This is a genomic window from Proteus sp. G4380 (assembly GCF_963885725.1).
In the GTDB taxonomy this organism is placed as follows: domain Bacteria; phylum Pseudomonadota; class Gammaproteobacteria; order Enterobacterales; family Enterobacteriaceae; genus Proteus; species Proteus mirabilis.
This window is the reverse complement of sequence record NZ_CAWPAV010000112.1, coordinates 1-18,954: the sequence shown is the minus strand read 5'-3', so window position 1 is coordinate 18,954 and position 18,954 is coordinate 1. Positions and strand designations below refer to the sequence as shown.

Below are 18,954 nucleotides of genomic sequence, written 5' to 3'. Positions count from 1 at the left end.
GAGCGCACTTGAGGGCTTAATACTTGTTATAAAAGAAAACGGCACAGACTTATCTGTGCCGTTCTCATTCGAACTAGATGAACACTGTCATCACCCTGCTATAGGCGTAAAGAATGGTAGCATCAGATACAATTTGATCACTATCGCATTCACTATATCAATAAAGAATGCACCGACCATCGGAACAACTAAGAATGCAAGATGAGAAGGACCAAAACGATCTGTCACAGCTTGCATATTAGCGATAGCCGTTGGCGTAGCGCCTAAACCGAAACCACAGTGACCCGCTGCCAAAATTGCCGCATCATAATTTTTACCCATAACACGGAAAGTGACAAAAATTGCATACAATGCCATTACTGCCGCTTGAACACCGAGAATAACCAACATAGGTATTGCCAGTGATGCCAGCTCCCATAATTTTAAGCTCATCAGCGCCATCGCTAAAAATAACGATAAGCTAACGTTACCTAAAACAGAAACGGCTCTATCAAATACACGATAAAAACCGAGCATTGATAGACTATTACTTAAAATAACGCCAATGAACAGTACACACACAAAGGTAGGTAATGAGAAAGCCGTACCTTCTAGTAACTGAGATAAGAAAGTCCCTGCCATTAAACAGATAGAGATCATCGCAATGGTTTCCAATAACACCATTGAAGTGATCATTCTCCCCGTAGCGGGTTTCTCAAAGGCCGTAGGCATTTCATGATCATCACTGCCTGCGCCAGGGGTTGGAATGTTACGAATTAAATAACGCGCAACAGGACCACCAATTAATCCACCTAACACTAAACCAAAGGTTGCACAAGCCATAGCCACTTCAGAGGCACTCATAAAGCCGTAGCTTTCAACGAATGTTTTCCCCCAAGCGGCACCCGTTCCATGACCACCTGATAAGGTGATAGAACCGGCTAATAATCCCATAAGAGGATCAAGGCCTAGCATTTCTGCTAATGCAATACCTACTGTGTTTTGAACTAAAAGTAATCCAACGACCACAAACACAAAAATAAATAGCGCTTTTCCTCCCGCTTTTAAGCTGGCAAGGTTCGCGTTTAAACCAATTGTTGCAAAAAAAGCGAGCATCAGTGGATCTTTTAAGGAGAGATCAAAGCTAATTTCCCAGTCCATAAATGATTTTAATGCAAGTAAAAGAGCTGCAACAAGTAACCCACCTGCAACGGGTTCTGGGATCGTATACCGTTCTAAAAAAGGAACAGATTTCACTAACTTACGTCCGAGTAAAAGAACCAAAGTGGCCGCGACTAGCGTGCCATAAACATCGAGATGATACATTTATGTACCCCGTCTTATTTGTTAATTTTGTATAAAAAAACTACGACGCTAAGTTCATCCATGAACAACGCCAAAAGCAGGTATACCCCGATTAGAAAAAAAAACGACGATAAACACAAGTTAAAACATATAAAAATGTGAGCGCCTCTTATGCATTTTGATAACATCAATTTTACGCAAACGATTGCTTTTGTGGCGCAGATCATTAAAATACGCTTTTTGCCAGATAAGAAATTCACATCATGGTTACTTCAGAAAATCGTAATTTGTCACAAAGTAGTCAGATTTCGCCCCAAAAAACGAGTGAGCTTCTATTCGCTTTAGAAGAAAAGCCCCCATTACCACAAACACTATTTGCGGCTTGTCAGCATCTATTAGCCATGTTTGTCGCCGTAATAACCCCTGCTATCTTAATTTGCCAAGCATTAGGGTTACCTGCACATGACACTCAACGCATTATCAGCATGTCATTATTCGCCTCAGGTATTGCATCACTGATCCAAATTCGAGCTTGGGGTCCCGTAGGTTCAGGTTTATTATCAATTCAAGGCACCAGTTTTAATTTTGTGGCTCCTCTGATTATGGGGGGATTGGCATTAAAAAATGGTGGCGCGGATATTCCAACAATGATGGCGGCTCTATTTGGCACTTTAATGGTTGCTTCACTTACCGAAGTGCTATTATCGCGTTTTTTACATTTAGCTCGCCGGATTATCACACCATTGGTATCAGGAATTGTGGTGATGATTATCGGCCTTTCTTTAATTCAAGTTGGGCTTACTTCTATTGGTGGTGGTTACGCCGCTATTGAAAGTAACACCTTTGGCTCACCTAAAAACCTTTTATTAGCGGGTTCGGTATTAGTGGTTATTATTTTACTTAACCGTCAAAGAAACCCTTATTTACGTGTCGCTTCTTTAGTGATTGCTATGGCTGTCGGTTATATTTTGGCATGGTGGCTAGATATGCTACCTACACCGCCTGAACAACAAGAAACACCGATTATCACCGTACCAGAACCTTTCTATTATGGCCTCTCATTTGATTGGCATTTGCTTATCCCACTAATGCTGGTGTTTATGATCACCTCATTAGAAACCATTGGTGATATTACTGCCACTTCAGATGTTTCAGAACAACCCGTCAGTGGGCCACTTTATATGAAACGCATTAAAGGGGGCGTATTAGCAAATGGATTGAACTCTATGGTTTCTGCGTTTTTTAATACCTTTCCAAACTCCTGTTTTGGGCAAAATAACGGCGTTATTCAATTAACAGGTGTGGCAAGTCGCTATGTGGGCTATGTCGTAGCAGCCATGTTGATTATTTTAGGGTTATTTCCATCTGTGGCAGAATTTGTACAACGAATTCCTGAACCTGTACTAGGGGGGGCAACGCTTGTTATGTTTGGTACTATCGCTGCATCTGGGGTGCGTATCGTCTCTAAAGAAGCGCTAAATCGTCGTGCTATTATGATCCTCGCCATCTCTTTAGCCGTAGGACTTGGAGTATCACAGCAACCTCAAATATTACAGTTTGCACCAGATTGGCTAAAAACATTACTGTCATCCGGTATTGCTGCAGGTGGTCTAACCGCTATTATTTTAAACCTGATTTTTCCACCCGAAAAATAATAGCTGAAACACAATCCGGCGCTATTTCACTCTTTAATCGGAATAGCGCATTTAATAAATTGATTAATAACATGATTTAATTATTACTTAAGGCAACAAAATTATTATTTACTTTTAGGCAAGAATATCGGCTAGATAAAAGAGAACGCCATAACTACTCTTTTATTGATGAATACTTGAGCAAAAGTCAATTTTCAGGCATAACTGTATGATGTTTTGATGGAGTATAAAACAGGAGAAAGGTTATGCGCTGGCTGATAAAAAGTTTGGTATCTCTGATACTTATCGTTATTTTATTTATTATTGTGATTTATGCCTTTCTTCAGACACAATGGGGTGCGCAAAAAACTAGTGAATGGTTAACACAGTATAGTGATTATGACATTCGCTTTTCCGGTATTGAACATGATTTAACTCAACCAGAACAAATTGTTGTTTATGATCTGTCCATTAATCCCAAACAAGATAAAACCGCCGTATTAGCCCAATCAGCACAACTTAGGTTTAACTGGCAATTTTTTACTACGCCGTCTCATCTGCAAAAAATTACTTTAGAGAATGGTAAAATTATTTTAGCTAATAAAATAGCTCCCCTTCCTGTTAGTGCAGATATTCTCCAGTTTAAAAATATGCAGTTAGATAGCATGCCAACATCTAGCACAACATTCACCTTTAGCGCTAACAAAATAACGGGGGGTATCACACCTTGGAAACCTACCTCGACCGATCCTATTGGTGCGGGGCATTTTCAGTTTTCCATTGCTGATGGCATGATAGGAAAAAATAGCTTTAATAATTTTATTGTTGCTGGCGAATATCAACCAAATCGTATTTTGATTGAAAAATTAGCCACCCAGTTCCTTAATGGCTCACTCTCTTTATCAGGCCAATATCAAGATAACCAATGGCAACTTAATGATGTTTACTTAACCGGACTGCGTTGGCAATCCACAAAAACCTTAGAAGAGTTACAACAATCATTAAGTCAATCTCCAGCAATGACTATCAAGCAATTGAACATTGTTGATTTTACTGCCGAAGGGAAACAGTGGGCAATAAGTGGATTTGCTGGGCAGTTTTCTCAAGTTGCGTGGAATAATAGCCTATCACTGACATCCGGTGAGCTAAACACCGATGATATTGTGTATAAAAATCAACATGTCACTGATGTGATCGCTAAGTTAAATCAGCAAGATAATTTATTTAACATAGATAATTTAAGCTTACGCTATGAAAAAGGGCTAATAAAACTAGCAGGACAATGGAACAGCGAGACAAAGACTTTAAATATTGAAGATGCAACACTCTCAGGTATTTTATATACCCTACCTGAGCAATGGCTCTCCTTCTTTGCTAAACCTATTGAGCAAGATGTGAAGAGTATCAATATTAAGCAGTTATCATTAAACCAATCTATCCTCATCGATATTAATCCCCTCTTTCCTTTTCAATTTACCGGCCTAACAGGACAACTGAAAAATTTAATCATCGCCAAAGATGGGCAATGGGGATTATGGCAAGGCACCGCGACGTTAAGTGCTGATAGTGGTACATTAAATGGCGTAGAGCTTCGCCGCCCTGACATAACATTAATGACACAACAAGATACTGCCATTATTCCACAGTTTTCTGCTTTCGTAGATAAAGGCATTGTACGTGGCTCTGCTGCATTAGAACAAAACAATAACCAAAGACTATTTTCTCTTATCGTCAATGGGCTGAATGTGCCCCTCTCTTTGCCTAATAATATGGGTTGGAAATTATCGCAACCTACCAATGAAACAGGACAATTTACCTTAAAACTGAAAGGCAACTTAGCCGCTGACGCTGTTATACCGACCTTAAATGGTACATTAATAGGTAAAAAAGATGACCAAACGCCTATCGATGACAAGATGCAAGACGGCGAAATAATAAATAATTTATCCTTTTGATGGTTTAGCAGGCGCATAGATTGCGCCTGCTGCAAAAAGCGTTACAATGCAGACTCTTTCTATTTTCTTATTGCGGAGTTTTCATGTCTGATGACAATTTTTCCCTGCCAACAATCACTCTTGATGAATTTCAGCAAGCACCCTTAACCGCACTTGAAAATAGTAGTAGTGTCGAAGTGTGTGATAATAACCAAACTCCGTTATTTTATTGCCTATCAAAACAGGATTATGACACGCTAATGGGGCGTATTATGGATGCAGAATTAGCCGCCATTGTACTTGAACGTCGCCAAAAGAAACTCGATGAACTGGATTTAGAGTGATTGATTGCACTGAGGAATAAAGCGGGATAAGCGCTAATTTCTCCCGCTATAGGCGCTTATTTAACTCAGAATGATAAAAGAAACAAACTAACGTTTTTTCTTTTTACGCCCTGGTTGTGCAAAGCGTTTACGCGTATTATTTTCCGTCTCTTTGGTTTTTGTTTTCGGAATATGGATCCCTAACGCTTTCGCATTACTACTTATCTGTTTCTTAGGTTTATTTTGCTTCTGTTTAGGGGCTTCAGAGCTTGATGCTTCAATAGCATCAAATAGCTTTATCAGCTCATCATCCGTTAAGTCACGCCATTCCCCGACAGGTAATCCCGCCAAACTAACATTCATAATACGGATACGTTCAAGCTTGGTGACTTCATAACCAAAATATTCACACATACGACGAATTTGACGGTTTAGACCTTGTACTAAGGTGATACGAAATACCATTGCGGCTTCTTTTTTCACCTTACATTTCTTGGTTTTTTGTCCCAGAATAGGAACACCCGCCCCCATACCGCGAATAAATTCATCAGTAATGGGTTTATCAACCGTGACCAAATACTCTTTTTCATGGGAGTTACCCGCCCGTAAGATTTTATTGACCAGATCACCATGGTTAGTCAAAAAAATCAGTCCCTGAGAATCTTTATCTAAACGACCAATTGGGAAAATACGGGTGCTATGGTTAACATAATCAACAATATTATCTTTCTCACCTTCATCTGTGGTACTGACGATACCTACAGGTTTATTCAGTGCAATCAACACCAGCTCAGAATTATCTTGCGCTTCAATTAATCGTCCATTCACTTTCACTTCATCGCCCGCCGTTACGCGATCGCCAATGCCTGCGCGCTTACCATTGATAAGAACCAGACCTTGCTCGATATAACGGTCGGCTTCACGACGTGAACAGATACCGCTTTCACTGATATATTTATTAAGACGAGTAGATAAATTGGTGTCCATGTTTCCCTCCGTAAACTGCGGAATATACCTCAATTAAGTGACGATAGAAACACTATTAGGTAGACACTAAAGCAGAGATTTCTCACTCCCCATTTCCATGATAAGGAAAAGGTAGAAAAAAAGAGAGATAAAAACAATAAATAACTTAATTTTCAATTAAATAGAGATTTATTATTTAGTACTGTTTATTTTGTGAGGGTAACACAATGTAAGTACCGCTAAAAACCGCCCCCGTTCCTTCATCACCACAAATATCAACATCTAACTTAATACGTGCTTTGCTTCCTTTCGCTAATCGTCCTAAATCACCACTTAAATTTTCCATATCAGCAACGGCTGACGGCCGACCTGAGACTGGTTTTCGATAACGAATATGCGCATCCACCAGCACAATATCGCCTTGCAGTTTATGCTCTTGCATTAACAACCAAATCAGCCCCCAACCGGTCAGTGTTGCTAAAGAAAACTGGCTACCGGCAAAAATAGTATGGTGTGGGTTTTGATTACCGGATTCAGGGATCGTGGTATAAAAACGGGTGCCCGTATATTGCGTAATACGTAACCCCATTTTTTCACTTAGGGGGATATGCTGATGCCACTGTTTTTGCAACTCCGCGCACCAATCAGGACGATGGAGAATATCATCTAATGATTCAATACTTTTTTTCATAAAGTAATGTTTGATCGGGGTAGTTTGAGGGCCTGTGACTAAACCACAATTCTCATAACCTAATTTTTCAAAGAAACGAACAGACTCTTCTCTGGCGCTACAAACAATACGCTTTACCCCTTCTTGGCGAGCTAAAGACTCTAACGCCATGGCAACTAAAGAGCCTAATCCTTTACCTTGAGCATCCTCACGTACCGCCATAAAGCGGATTGCACCTTCATTATCGGCATTTATATAGAGACGGCCAATAGCAACGGGTTGCCCACTGTCATCAACCACCATCTGGTGATGCGCTAAGGTATCATAACCATCTTTTTCGGAGCCTTCGGGCTGATGTAACGGTTTACGAAGCATTTCCCAACGAAAAGTATAATAAGCTGCTAATTCTGCTTGCGTCTTAGGGGTTCGTAAATGATACATAGTAAGCTCCTATTATAATTCAACTAGACCTGCAACCAGAATGTCACTGGGCCATCATTAGTCAGGGTGACCTGCATATCGGCGGCAAATTGCCCTGTTTGGGTTTCTAAACCTTGTTGCTTACACTGCTCAACAAAATAGTGATATAAATTTTCAGCCATTTTAGGAGGCGCTCCGTTAGAAAAACCCGGTCTCATCCCTTTTTGGGTTTCAGCGGCCAGTGTAAATTGCGATACGACTAATAGGCTACCACCTGCTTGTTGTATATTCAGATTCATTTTGTCATTTTCATCACTGAAAATACGATAACCACACACTTTTTCACACAATCTTTTTGCTTTCTGTTGGTTATCGTCTTTTTCTACTCCTAATAGCACGAGTAAGCCGTGATTAATGGCGCCAACAGTCACACCGGCAATATCGACTTTCGCTTGTGTCACTCTTTGGATTAACGCAATCATACTGTATTCCTGATTAACACCGAATATGTGTTTATAAAAAAAGGATAACAAATTCAATCAATTGTTATCCTATTACAACGTTATTCTGTTACTGGGAGAGTAAAATCATGATCTTTAAAGTATTCAACAATCGTATTTTTATCTACGACATGAACGCCTTGAATACCTAGCGCAATGGCTGCATCGACATTGGTTTGTAAATCGTCAAAGAAGACAGCATCTTGTGCTTCAACGCCTTCGGACTGTAGCACATATTTATACACTTCAGGATCTGGCTTTCTCATACCGATATCTTGGGATAAATAGAGAAAGTCCGCTGAAGCGGCGATTTCAGGATAGTGCTGAGGCCAATAATCTTGATGTAATCGATTAGTATTTGACAATACCACCACACGATGACCTTGCTCTCTTAGCTTATTCATTATATCTATGACTTCTGGGCGAACAGCGATAAAAATAGCCTGCCATCCTTCCGCAAACTGTTCAAAACTCAGTCCAATACCAAGCTCAGCACAGACAGCTTCTGCAAATTCTATATCCGTAATATTGCCTCGTTCGTGTAATTTAAAGGTTTCCCCAGTCGTAAAATTATCTTTTATACTGGCTAATGGAACCCCACTGAGTTTACTCCACACGGCAAAAACACGATTGAAATCAATATCGATAATCACATTACCCATATCAAAGATATAAAGCATAAATTCTCTCCATAATAGAAAACTCGTTTTACTTTAATCATAAATTGCTTGAGTGAATAGGCTTAAACGATAAAAAATACCATATTCACACCTAATTTTTTGAAAAACATAAAACCAGAAGGGGAAGAGACGAAAAATAAAACGAGAAGCATCCTTATCTATAAAGGAATTGTCATGTGATGATAAGGTACTCTCTCCCCATTTATTTTCCTATGATTTTAAAATCATCATGCAACTGCGCCCAATGTAATACTAATTTTTCTTTATGCTCATCAAGCATTTAAAATGCCATGTAGCTGAATATTAAGGCCTTCCACTTTCTCGATTTGTTTATTCATACCTTATTCCTCTGTTTTAAACCAAAAGTCGAGATCATCCCCATCATCTTTCAAATCAATTTCGCTTTTATTCGCTATCACAGTACTTGCAATCATAGGGTTTATAATTAGAATTTTTAGCCTTAATTGATAACTCTAAATCTAGTCCTTCTAATACTCTTAATAAGGTTGATAGTTTTAAATCACTTCCTGATTCTATACGTTGGTATTGTTGCTGTTTCATACCGATACGTAGATACATATCTTTTTGCTCAATACCTAATTTTTTACGTTGTTCCGCTATTAAATTAGCAATTTCATTAATAGTCTTCATAATTAACTCTAAACCATTTCAGTGATTACATTAGCATTATATACAACATTTTAGTTGTATATAAACAAAAAACAACTTATAAATTGTGTACAGTAATAAAAACAACTTTCAAGTTGTATACAAGACAAGAAACAACACTTAAGTTGTAAATGGAAATCAAGGAATGAAAAATAACAAAAGCTAGCATTATAGGTATATCAGCGCATTATCCGAACTCACTTATTCATGCTAATGCACAACCATATGAAGATATTACTATTAGATATGAAAGTATATCTTGGGATCACATTTGTGCAGGAATGTCAGGTGATAGTATTAGTCAAAACATTTAAGATTTCTCAACAAAAAGTGATGTGGTTCTTGATTTTTCATCAATAGATATTTTTATATGTATATTATCTTTAACCCATCGCTCTTCTTTATAGAAATCATCATATGTCAAGGTGAATCCATTTTTAGATAGATTATCAATAAGAGCTATGTTCTTTTCAGGTTTTATATTAAAAAAAATAACATCATTGGACTCATTTGAATTTCCATCTATGGGTCTATAGATAATGATATATTCATCTGATATAAAATCTATTTTTTTGACCTCATCAAAAGTGTATAGGTAATAATAAACGAAATTTAACTTGGTATATTCTCTGTCACCAGGAAACATCAGTAAAATGATGGTCGTCATTAAAGATAAAATCAATAATATTGGAAAAATAAAAAATTTATTCAATTTTAATCCATTCACTTTCAGCTCCAATGTTTATTCCTGTTGTATCTTTTACATGAATTAAAATACTATTATTTCTAATATCTTCTATCGGTTTTACGCAATCCAAATAGCATGGTAATGAAACGAAGTAAGGTCTTGCATTATTTAGATAAATAGCGGGATCAGGAAAAATTAACGGTTTGAAAAGCTTATTTTTATATTTACCAATAGAGCCATAAGAATCCCAGCGACGATAAGCCTCTTCTTTACTTAATACTGTTAAATATGTCATTGGGTCTACGTCACTAACATAGTCTCCTGCAGTTAGAACACCCATTAAAGTGGATGCATCTTCACCTTTTGCATGACCTTTATCTATCCATCCAATTTATTTGGTGTAGATAAGTCTGCCTCCATCAATACCTGATCTTTTTGTCATTATCACACATCTTTTGTTATTACATTTTAGTTTCAGATAAGACCCATTATGTTAAACGGGCGAATTAGTTAGCGAAAACCACCCGTTCATCCCCATCAAAGTTCTTCAAAGCAATTTTAAGACTCGAACCAAAAACCATCCTAACAGTTTAGAACGGTTTCTGTGCTGTTCAATGGCATTTTTAACATCTCTTTTTTAAACTTAAAAATGCGATTAACGTTTTTAAAAGTAGTCAATGATTTATGAGATATCGGATGAAAGCGAAAAAAGTAAAACCCGAGACTGAGATGCGTAAATGGAAAAGGCTCAACCAAAGGTCAAAAGGAAAAATCAGTTTAGTCAGGCGCAAATAGAACTATGGAAAAAGGAGCAAGAAGACCAAGAACCACGAGATGCCTGGCTTACTGAAAGTGAAGAGGCGATAAAACGTCACATGAAAGACTTATAGCATTTAGCATAACAACCTAATGCCTCAATGTGGTACTAATCAAAACAGAGCGAAGCGACAACATCTTCTTGTCTTTGCTTTTCTCCATGATCGGTTATTGTGCCTTAGCTCGTGCAACTAGCTAAGTTGGATACTTCTAGTTAGGTTGGGCTTCTTTCGATGGTGCAATCGAAAAATCTCTAGTCCGTTAATTGGTGCTCTTATCAGGTACGCACTGTAATTTTTCGATACCGCAAGGGTAGAGCTAGGATCACTTCACAGAAGTGACGGGGGTTTTATAAACTCAGGGCGCTTAACGCGCCCTAAGAATTATATTATCAGAATAACAAATTAGTCTTTGCTACGATAAGCACGACGACGATCGTTTTCTGAAAGATGACGTTTACGTAAACGAATAGACAGTGGAGTCACTTCCACTAATTCATCATCATCTATAAACTCTAATGCTTGTTCTAATGTTTGCTTGATATGTGGCGTCAGCGTTGTCGCTTCATCCGTACCAGAAGCACGCATATTTGTCAGTTTTTTACCTGTTAAGCAGTTTACTGTTAAGTCATTAGAGCGAGTATGAATACCAATAACTTGGCCTTCATAAACTTCTGCACCATGAGTAACAAATAACTTACCACGATCTTGTAAGCTATATAGCGCGTAAGCAACGGCTTTACCCTGACCATTAGAGATCATCACACCATTATTACGACGACCGATTTCACCTGGGCGCACATCGTCATAATGACTGAATGTTGCGTACAGTAAACCAGTACCTGATGTCATCGTCATAAACTCAGTACGGAAGCCAATTAAACCACGGCTAGGGATAATGTAGTCTAAACGTACACGTCCTTTACCATCTGGTTGCATGTCGCGCATTTCACCTTTACGCTCACCCATCGCTTGCATCACATCACCTTGGTGCTGCTCTTCAATATCGATAGTGACTTGTTCGAAAGGCTCTTGTTTACGACCATCAATCTCGCGGAAGATAACTTTCGGACGAGATACGGCTAATTCGTAACCTTCACGGCGCATATTTTCAATCAGTACTGATAGGTGTAATTCACCACGACCTGATACACGGAATGCATCTGGATCTTCAGTCTCTTCAACACGCAGTGCTACGTTATGAACTAACTCTTTTTTCAGACGATCTAAAATCTGACGAGAAGTAACAAACTTACCTTCACGACCACAGAATGGTGATGTATTAACACAGAAATACATGCTAACAGTAGGCTCATCAACGGCTAATGCAGGTAATGCTTCCACAGCACCTACTTCGCAAATCGTATCAGAAATATTTAATTCACCTAAACCTGTAATCGCAATGATGTCGCCAGCTTCTGCAACGTCAACATCGATACGCTCTAAGCCTAAATGACCTAATACTTTACCTACTTTACCGTTGCGGGTATTACCTTCGCTATCGATGATAGTCACTTGTTGATTAGGTTTTACTTTACCGCGCTTAATACGGCCAATACCGATAACACCCAGATAGTTATTATAATCTAACTGAGAAATCTGCATCTGGAAGGTCCCCTCCAGATCGACTTTTGGCGGCTCTACATATTTGACGATAGCTTCATATAATGGAGTCATATCATCAGCCATGTCATTATAATCTGTTCCCGCAATACCATTTAATGCTGATGCATAGATAATTGGGAAATCCAGTTGTTCGTCAGTCGCACCTAAGTTAACAAACAGATCAAAGACCTGATCAACAACCCAATCAGGGCGTGCACCTGGACGGTCAACTTTGTTGATAACAACGATAGGTTTTAAGTTGTTAGCAAACGCTTTTTGTGTCACAAAGCGAGTTTGTGGCATTGGGCCATCCATCGCGTCAACCAGCAATAGAACGCTGTCTACCATAGACATAACGCGTTCTACCTCACCACCGAAGTCGGCGTGTCCTGGGGTATCTACGATATTAATACGATAGTCATTCCATTTAATCGCTGTATTTTTCGCAAGAATAGTAATTCCGCGCTCTCTTTCGAGATCATTAGAGTCCATCACGCGCTCAGCAACGGTTTCACGTTCACCGAACGTGCCAGATTGCTGTAGTAATTTATCGACAATAGTAGTTTTACCATGGTCAACGTGGGCGATGATGGCGATATTACGCAAGTTTTCGATCACAAAATTTGCCTCAGGCATTGTAGAAATAAGCGTGTTATTGTACACGCTTTAGACGAGAGACTAAACAAGATCACAATAATGATTGCTTAACAATATGCAATTAATTGAATTGTGATCCTTTTCACGCCTCAGAAATAAGTCGTCTTGCACCGATTGCACCAAAATTGTGCAATCATTCAGACTTAATTTGCACCAAATTTGTGCAATAATTAAAAAATCACGGGGGATATTCTACACTAAACTTCATCAATACAGTATATATCCCTTTTTAGATAAGTTGGCATGCTTTTCGCAATAGAATTTAGGTGAGCAAAAAATTCACCAAAAAATGTGTAAGGCCACTGCACTTAATAAAACCATTCGCCAGGAGAGTTACTATGTCCCTTGAACATGTGTTATCCATGATTGAAGAACATAAAGTTAGATATATTGACTTACGTTTCACTGATACCCGCGGTAAAGAACAACATATTACTATTCCGGCGCATCAAGTTAACGATGATTTCTTTGAAGAAGGAAAAATGTTCGACGGCTCCTCTATTGGTGGTTGGAAAGGCATTAATGAATCAGATATGGTGCTAATGCCTGATGCTACAACAGCGATGCTTGACCCATTTTTCCAAGATCCAACATTAATTATTCGTTGTGATGTTTTAGAGCCAGGCACTATGCAAGGTTACGATCGTGACCCGCGCTCTATCTCAAAACGTGCAGAAGACTACTTAAAATCAAGTGGTATCGCTGACACCGTCCTATTTGGCCCTGAACCTGAATTCTTCCTTTTTGATGATATTCGTTTTAAAAATGATATCTCTGGTGCTTCTTATGCCATCAATGATATTGAAGCAGCATGGAATACCAATACACAATATGAAGAAGGTAACAAAGGTCATCGCCCAATGGTAAAAGGAGGTTACTTCCCTCTCCCTCCGGTTGATTCCTCACAAGATATTCGCTCGACCATGTGTAATATCATGGAAGAGATGGGCTTAGTGGTTGAAGCACACCACCACGAAGTCGCAACTGCAGGTCAAAATGAAGTGGCAACCCGCTTTAATACCATGACCAAAAAAGCAGATGAAACTCAAATTTATAAATACGTAGTACAAAACGTCGCTAACGTATTTGGTAAAACCGCGACCTTTATGCCAAAACCTTTAGTGGGTGATAATGGCTCAGGTATGCACTGCCACATGTCACTGTCTAAAAATGGTGTCAATTTATTTGCTGGTGATAAATATGGCGGATTATCTGAAATGGCGCTGTATTACATCGGTGGTATTATCAAACATGCTCGTGCATTAAACGCATTTACTAACCCAACCACTAACTCATATAAACGCTTAGTGCCGGGATTTGAAGCCCCTGTTATGCTGGCTTATTCTGCCCGTAACCGCTCAGCATCCATTCGTATTCCGGTAGTCGCTAGCATGAAAGCACGCCGTATCGAAGTGCGTTTCCCAGATCCTTTAGCTAACCCTTACCTTGCATTTGCAGCTCAATTAATGGCAGGTCTTGATGGTATTATCAATAAAATTCACCCAGGTGATGCCATGGATAAAAACCTCTATGACTTACCCCCAGAAGAAGCTAAAGAGATCCCAACAGTGGCAGGTTCATTAGAAGAGGCGCTCAATGCCCTTGATAATGACCGTGAATTCTTAACCCGTGGCGGTGTATTCACTGATGATGCTTTAGACGCTTATCTTGAGCTATTACGTACTGATGTGCAGCGTGTTCGTATGGCACCACACCCACTTGAATTTGAAATGTATTACAGTGCGTAACGCACAATAGTTAAAGTACTTACTTTGCTTATGATTTTTTTGTTGCCGTGAAGCTATTTTGCCCATCTTCGGATGGGCTCTTTTCTCTCTAATGAGGCATCTGTTAATAAATTACGCATCTGTTCATTTATGAAAAAAAAGGTAAGATGCACTAAAATGGTGCAATGGGAGTATTCAATATGGAAACGGCGGATTTACCTGATAACACACTTATTTTGGATTCATTAATCCACTCAGTATTGGTTATCAACCAAGAGTTTATTATTTGCTATGCAAACCATGCTGCATTGCAATTACTGGCTCAAAGTCGTCGTAAATTATTTGAAACCCCTTTTAGCGCACTGTTTAGTTATTCCTCTTTTGATGAACAGTTAATGCGTGAAACATTAGCAAATGGGCAAAGCTTCACTGATAACGAAGTGATTTTGGTTATTAATAACCAATCACACACTATGTCGCTCAGTGCCCAGCCTATTTCCGAGCAACACATTTTGTTGGAGCTGGCGCCTATGGATAGTCAACGCCGGTTAAGCCAAGAGCAGATACAACAAGCACAACAAATGGCGGCTAGGGAATTGGTTAGGGGACTGGCACATGAAATTAAAAATCCACTCGGTGGATTACGAGGGGCGGCTCAATTATTAGCAAAATCATTACCTGATCCTGCGCTGACTGAGTATACCCAAGTCATTATTGAACAAGCCGATCGCCTAAGAGCGCTTGTGGATAGGTTACTCGGCCCACAACATCCCGGCACCAAAACCTTTCAGAGTATTCATCATGTTGTAGAGCGTGTTGCACAACTTATCACATTAGAATGCCCTGAAAATGTCACCTTACTCAAAGATTACGATCCTAGTCTACCTGAGCTTTCACACTATCCGGATCAGATTGAGCAGGTCTTGTTAAATATCACCCGCAATGCATTACAGGCAGTGGAGAAAACTGGGGGAACTATTATTTTGCGAACCCGAACAGCGTTCCAAGTCACACTGCAGGGTGAACGTCATCGACTGGTGGCTCGCATTGATGTGATTGATACTGGTGCGGGTATTCCTCCTCATCTACAAGACACGCTTTTTTACCCGATGGTCAGTGGCAGAGAAGGCGGAAATGGCCTTGGTTTATCCATTGCACGTAGCTTAGTCGACCAACACGCCGGTAAAATTGAGTTTACCAGTTGGCCGGGAAATACCGAGTTTTCTATTTACTTGCCAATAAAATAGGAGATAACCAATGCAAAAAGGAAATATATGGGTTGTCGATGATGATAGCTCTATTCGCTGGGTGCTTGAGCGAGCTATTACACGAGAAGGCCTTACATGTAAAACCTTCGAACACGCTAATGACGTCCTCAGTGCACTCAATAGTGAACTTCCCGATGTATTATTATCAGATATTCGTATGCCTGATATTGATGGTTTATCTCTATTAAAAAGCGTTAAAGAGCAACACCCTACGTTGCCGGTTATTATCATGACAGCGCATTCTGATCTTGATGCCGCGGTAAATGCTTATCAGCAAGGGGCATTTGATTATCTCCCCAAGCCTTTTGATATTGATGATACACTTGCACTCATTCATCGTGCTATTACGCACTATCGAGAGCAAAAACAACCTAATACAACAGAAACTAACCTTCAATCTGTCTCTGACATGATTGGCGAAGCCCCTGCGATGCAAGAGGTTTATCGCATTATTGGTCGCCTTTCTCGCTCATCAATTAGTGTGCTTATCAATGGCGAGTCGGGTACTGGTAAAGAATTAGTTGCACATGCTCTTCATCGCCATAGTCCGAGAGCACAAGCCCCTTTTATTGCACTCAATATGGCGGCTATTCCCAAAGACTTAATTGAATCAGAACTTTTTGGTCATGAAAAAGGGGCATTTACTGGTGCATCTCAAGTACGCCAAGGTCGTTTTGAACAAGCAAATGGCGGTTCCCTCTTTCTTGATGAAATTGGCGATATGCCACTGGATATTCAAACCCGCTTATTACGCGTCTTGGCTGAAGGTCAATTTTATCGTGTTGGCGGTTATGCCCCTGTAAAAGTCGATGTACGTATTATTGCCGCGACTCATCAAGACTTAGAAAAACGTGTAATGGAAGGTGATTTTCGTGAAGATCTCTACCATCGACTCAATGTAATACGTATTCAATTACCTCCACTGCGTGATAGAACAGAAGATATTCCAAGCTTAGCGCGTTATTTTCTCCAAAAAACCGCTCGAGAGCTTGGTGTTGAAACCAAAGTGCTCCACCAGCAAAGTTTACATTGCATGATGGAATACCACTGGTCAGGTAACGTCAGACAATTAGAAAACGTATGTCGTTGGTTAACGGTTATGACCGCTAGCCAAGAGATTATGCCGCAAGATTTACCTCAAGAGATCCGCCAATCAGATGAGAAGAGCAAATCGATACCTCGAGTCTCCTCTCAACATTGGTCACAACATCTTTCATTATGGGCGGATGAGGTATTCAGTGAAGGCAAAGAAAATATTCTTAATGATGCTCTACCGCAATTTGAGCGCACCTTACTACTCAGTGCGCTTTCCTATACAAAAGGCCATAAACAAGATGCTGCACGTTTATTAGGATGGGGAAGAAATACGCTGACACGTAAATTAAAAGAGTTAGGTATAGAGGAGTTTTAAGTCACTCCCCTCCCTTTTATTTTTGCCCACTAAATCACTCGAGAGAATTGGCGTTGGCGCATTTGATTACGTAAATAAGTATCAAAACACATACAAATATTACGGATCAATAAACGTCCTCTTGGAGTGACCTGAATTTTTTCTGCGCTGATCTCCACCAATCCATCTTCTGCCATTGGTGCAAGCAATGCTAAGTCTTCTTTAAAATAATCTTGGAAATCAATCTGATATAGATTTTCAATCTCAGTAAAGTTAAGATGGAAATTACAAATCAAGGTCTTAATAACATCGCGACGAATACAATCATCATGAGTTAGAGAGAGTCCACGCCACAACGCATGCCCTTCGCTATTTACGCGAGCATAATACTCTTTTAGCACTTTTTCGTTCTGCGCATAGTGATCACCCAGCATACTGATAGCTGAAACGCCCATTCCCAATAAGTCACACTCTTCATGAGTGGTATATCCTTGGAAATTACGATGTAGAATACCTTGGCGCTGTGCAACCGCTAATTCATCATCAGGCTTAGCAAAGTGATCCATACCAATAAACTGATAACCATTTGTGGTGAGTGTGGTGATAGTCTCTTGCAAGATCTCTAACTTTTCTTCTGCAAGTGGTAAATCTTCATCTTTAATTTTGCGTTGTGCGGCAAATAAATTAGGTAAATGGGCATAATTGAACACACTTAAGCGATCAGGGGACAATTCAATCACTTTTTTTAACGTAAAAGCAAAACTTTCTTTAGTCTGTTTAGGTAGCCCATAGATCAAATCAATACTGGTAGAATGAAAGCCCACTTCACGCGCTCTTGCTACTAATGAAAAGATAAATGCTTCATCTTGTTCACGATTAACTTTTTGTTGCACCTCTTTATTAAAATCTTGCACCCCCATACTTAGGCGGTTAAATCCCTCATTGTGTAAATGATCAATAACATCTAACTCAATCTCACGGGGATCAATTTCAATAGAGAGCTCAGCATTTTCCACAAAATGAAAATGTTGTCTTAATAAGGCGACTAAGCGACTAATTTGCTGTTTATCAAGAAAAGTGGGAGTACCGCCCCCCCAATGCATTTGGGTCACTTTTCTATTTTTAAAATAGCGAGCGCGATTAATAATTTCTTTTTCTAAAACATCAAGATATTCATCAGCTTTATGTTTATGGCGCGTGATAATTTTATTACAACCGCAGAAATAACATAACTTATGGCAGAAAGGAATGTGAATATACAGTGATAGAGGCCGTTCGGGATAACGCTTTGTTGCTTGTTCGAAATCCGCATCACTATATTGCTGATTAAATTCCAATGCCGTTGGGTATGATGTGTAGCGCGGACCTGAATAGTTATACTTATGGATCAGGTCAAGATCCCAAATAATTGTTTGTTCTGACATGCTTCTACCTTCCAAAAGTGAACCGCCGATGTGCCATACCAGCCAACAGACATTATGACCACCAGAAATAATAGTGTAACCAATAAATGCTTAACTGAACACGAGAGAAAAAAAGATCCTGTTTTTGACCTTTTCACTCTACCTGTAAATAATCACTCAAGTAAAAAATATGATATAGATCACATTAAACGGAAATAGTATTACTGTTAAAATTTATTTATGAATAAATTAAGTTTATTCAATATGTTAGTAGCGCATTTTAATAATACATCTTTTTTCGATTATTTTTATAACACATTA

The 18,954-nt window shown here is 39.3% G+C and carries 17 protein-coding genes; 7 read left to right on the top strand and 10 right to left on the bottom strand.

All coding sequences use genetic code 11. The features are described from left to right. Positions 1 to 90: 90 nt before the first annotated feature. Positions 91 to 1,305, bottom strand: coding sequence for a sodium/glutamate symporter (gltS, locus tag AACU98_RS10125; RefSeq protein WP_004246816.1), 1,215 nt, complete (start codon positions 1,303 to 1,305; stop codon positions 91 to 93). Between the two features lie 242 nt (positions 1,306 to 1,547). Between gltS and AACU98_RS10120 the strand changes: the two genes are divergently transcribed. The 3 genes from AACU98_RS10120 (at position 1,548) to AACU98_RS10110 (ending at position 5,196) form a co-directional block, all read left to right on the top strand. Continuing rightward, positions 1,548 to 2,939 (top strand): uracil-xanthine permease family protein, encoded by a 1,392-nt coding sequence (locus tag AACU98_RS10120; RefSeq protein WP_004246815.1) that lies wholly within the window; start codon positions 1,548 to 1,550, stop codon positions 2,937 to 2,939. 245 nt (positions 2,940 to 3,184) lie between these two features. Next, positions 3,185 to 4,873 carry an AsmA family protein gene (locus AACU98_RS10115; protein WP_161734597.1) on the top strand — a complete coding sequence of 563 codons (1,689 nt, stop codon included), beginning with the start codon at positions 3,185 to 3,187 and terminating at the stop codon, positions 4,871 to 4,873. Positions 4,874 to 4,956: 83 nt separating this feature from the next. Beyond that, positions 4,957 to 5,196, top strand: a complete 240-nt coding sequence (locus tag AACU98_RS10110; protein WP_004246813.1) for a hypothetical protein — start codon at positions 4,957 to 4,959, stop codon at positions 5,194 to 5,196. An 87-nt stretch (positions 5,197 to 5,283) separates the two neighbouring features. On the opposite strand, the gene rluF is transcribed toward AACU98_RS10110, so the two are convergent. From rluF to AACU98_RS10075, 7 genes are all read right to left on the bottom strand, one after another. Continuing rightward, positions 5,284 to 6,162: a 23S rRNA pseudouridine(2604) synthase RluF gene (gene rluF, locus AACU98_RS10105; RefSeq protein ID WP_049203255.1), complete on the bottom strand. Its 879-nt coding sequence runs from the start codon at positions 6,160 to 6,162 to the stop codon at positions 5,284 to 5,286. A 175-nt stretch (positions 6,163 to 6,337) separates the two neighbouring features. Next, positions 6,338 to 7,252 (bottom strand): fatty acid biosynthesis protein FabY, encoded by a 915-nt coding sequence (fabY, locus tag AACU98_RS10100; RefSeq protein ID WP_004249085.1) that lies wholly within the window; start codon positions 7,250 to 7,252, stop codon positions 6,338 to 6,340. Positions 7,253 to 7,275: 23 nt separating this feature from the next. After that, the gene (gene dtd / locus AACU98_RS10095; RefSeq protein WP_161734594.1) at positions 7,276 to 7,713 is read right to left on the bottom strand and encodes a D-aminoacyl-tRNA deacylase; all 438 of its coding nucleotides are present in this window, start codon (positions 7,711 to 7,713) and stop codon (positions 7,276 to 7,278) included. Between the two features lie 80 nt (positions 7,714 to 7,793). Next, positions 7,794 to 8,411 carry a glucose-1-phosphatase gene (gene yihX / locus AACU98_RS10090; RefSeq protein ID WP_020946398.1) on the bottom strand — a complete coding sequence of 206 codons (618 nt, stop codon included), beginning with the start codon at positions 8,409 to 8,411 and terminating at the stop codon, positions 7,794 to 7,796. A 405-nt stretch (positions 8,412 to 8,816) separates the two neighbouring features. Continuing rightward, a complete protein-coding gene (locus tag AACU98_RS10085; RefSeq protein ID WP_237612211.1) occupies positions 8,817 to 9,062 on the bottom strand; it encodes a helix-turn-helix domain-containing protein in 246 nt (81 codons plus the stop codon). A 328-nt stretch (positions 9,063 to 9,390) separates the two neighbouring features. Further along, on the bottom strand, positions 9,391 to 9,807 hold the full coding sequence (locus AACU98_RS10080; protein WP_017628651.1) for a hypothetical protein: 417 nt from the start codon (positions 9,805 to 9,807) through the stop codon (positions 9,391 to 9,393). After that, entirely contained in the window at positions 9,785 to 10,108 is a 324-nt protein-coding gene (locus AACU98_RS10075) for a hypothetical protein (RefSeq protein WP_161734590.1), read from the bottom strand. The genes AACU98_RS10080 and AACU98_RS10075 overlap by 23 nt, the downstream gene beginning before the upstream one ends. Positions 10,109 to 10,505: 397 nt before the next feature. Between AACU98_RS10075 and AACU98_RS10070 the strand changes: the two genes are divergently transcribed. Next, positions 10,506 to 10,658, top strand: coding sequence for a hypothetical protein (locus AACU98_RS10070; protein ID WP_202611323.1), 153 nt, complete (start codon positions 10,506 to 10,508; stop codon positions 10,656 to 10,658). Between the two features lie 330 nt (positions 10,659 to 10,988). Here the strand turns inward: AACU98_RS10070 and typA are convergent, their stop codons facing one another. Continuing rightward, positions 10,989 to 12,824: a ribosome-dependent GTPase TypA gene (gene typA, locus AACU98_RS10065; RefSeq protein WP_112843465.1), complete on the bottom strand. Its 1,836-nt coding sequence runs from the start codon at positions 12,822 to 12,824 to the stop codon at positions 10,989 to 10,991. A 359-nt stretch (positions 12,825 to 13,183) separates the two neighbouring features. On the opposite strand from typA, the gene glnA reads away from it, so the two are divergent. From glnA to glnG, 3 genes are all read left to right on the top strand, one after another. After that, entirely contained in the window at positions 13,184 to 14,593 is a 1,410-nt protein-coding gene (gene glnA / locus AACU98_RS10060) for a glutamate--ammonia ligase (RefSeq protein ID WP_004246801.1), read from the top strand. 179 nt (positions 14,594 to 14,772) lie between these two features. Continuing rightward, positions 14,773 to 15,819, top strand: coding sequence for a nitrogen regulation protein NR(II) (gene glnL, locus AACU98_RS10055; protein ID WP_004249083.1), 1,047 nt, complete (start codon positions 14,773 to 14,775; stop codon positions 15,817 to 15,819). Positions 15,820 to 15,829: 10 nt separating this feature from the next. Further along, a complete protein-coding gene (gene glnG / locus AACU98_RS10050; RefSeq protein WP_004246799.1) occupies positions 15,830 to 17,251 on the top strand; it encodes a nitrogen regulation protein NR(I) in 1,422 nt (473 codons plus the stop codon). A 29-nt stretch (positions 17,252 to 17,280) separates the two neighbouring features. On the opposite strand, the gene hemN is transcribed toward glnG, so the two are convergent. After that, positions 17,281 to 18,654: an oxygen-independent coproporphyrinogen III oxidase gene (gene hemN, locus AACU98_RS10045; RefSeq protein ID WP_036908687.1), complete on the bottom strand. Its 1,374-nt coding sequence runs from the start codon at positions 18,652 to 18,654 to the stop codon at positions 17,281 to 17,283. Positions 18,655 to 18,954: the final 300 nt, after the last annotated feature.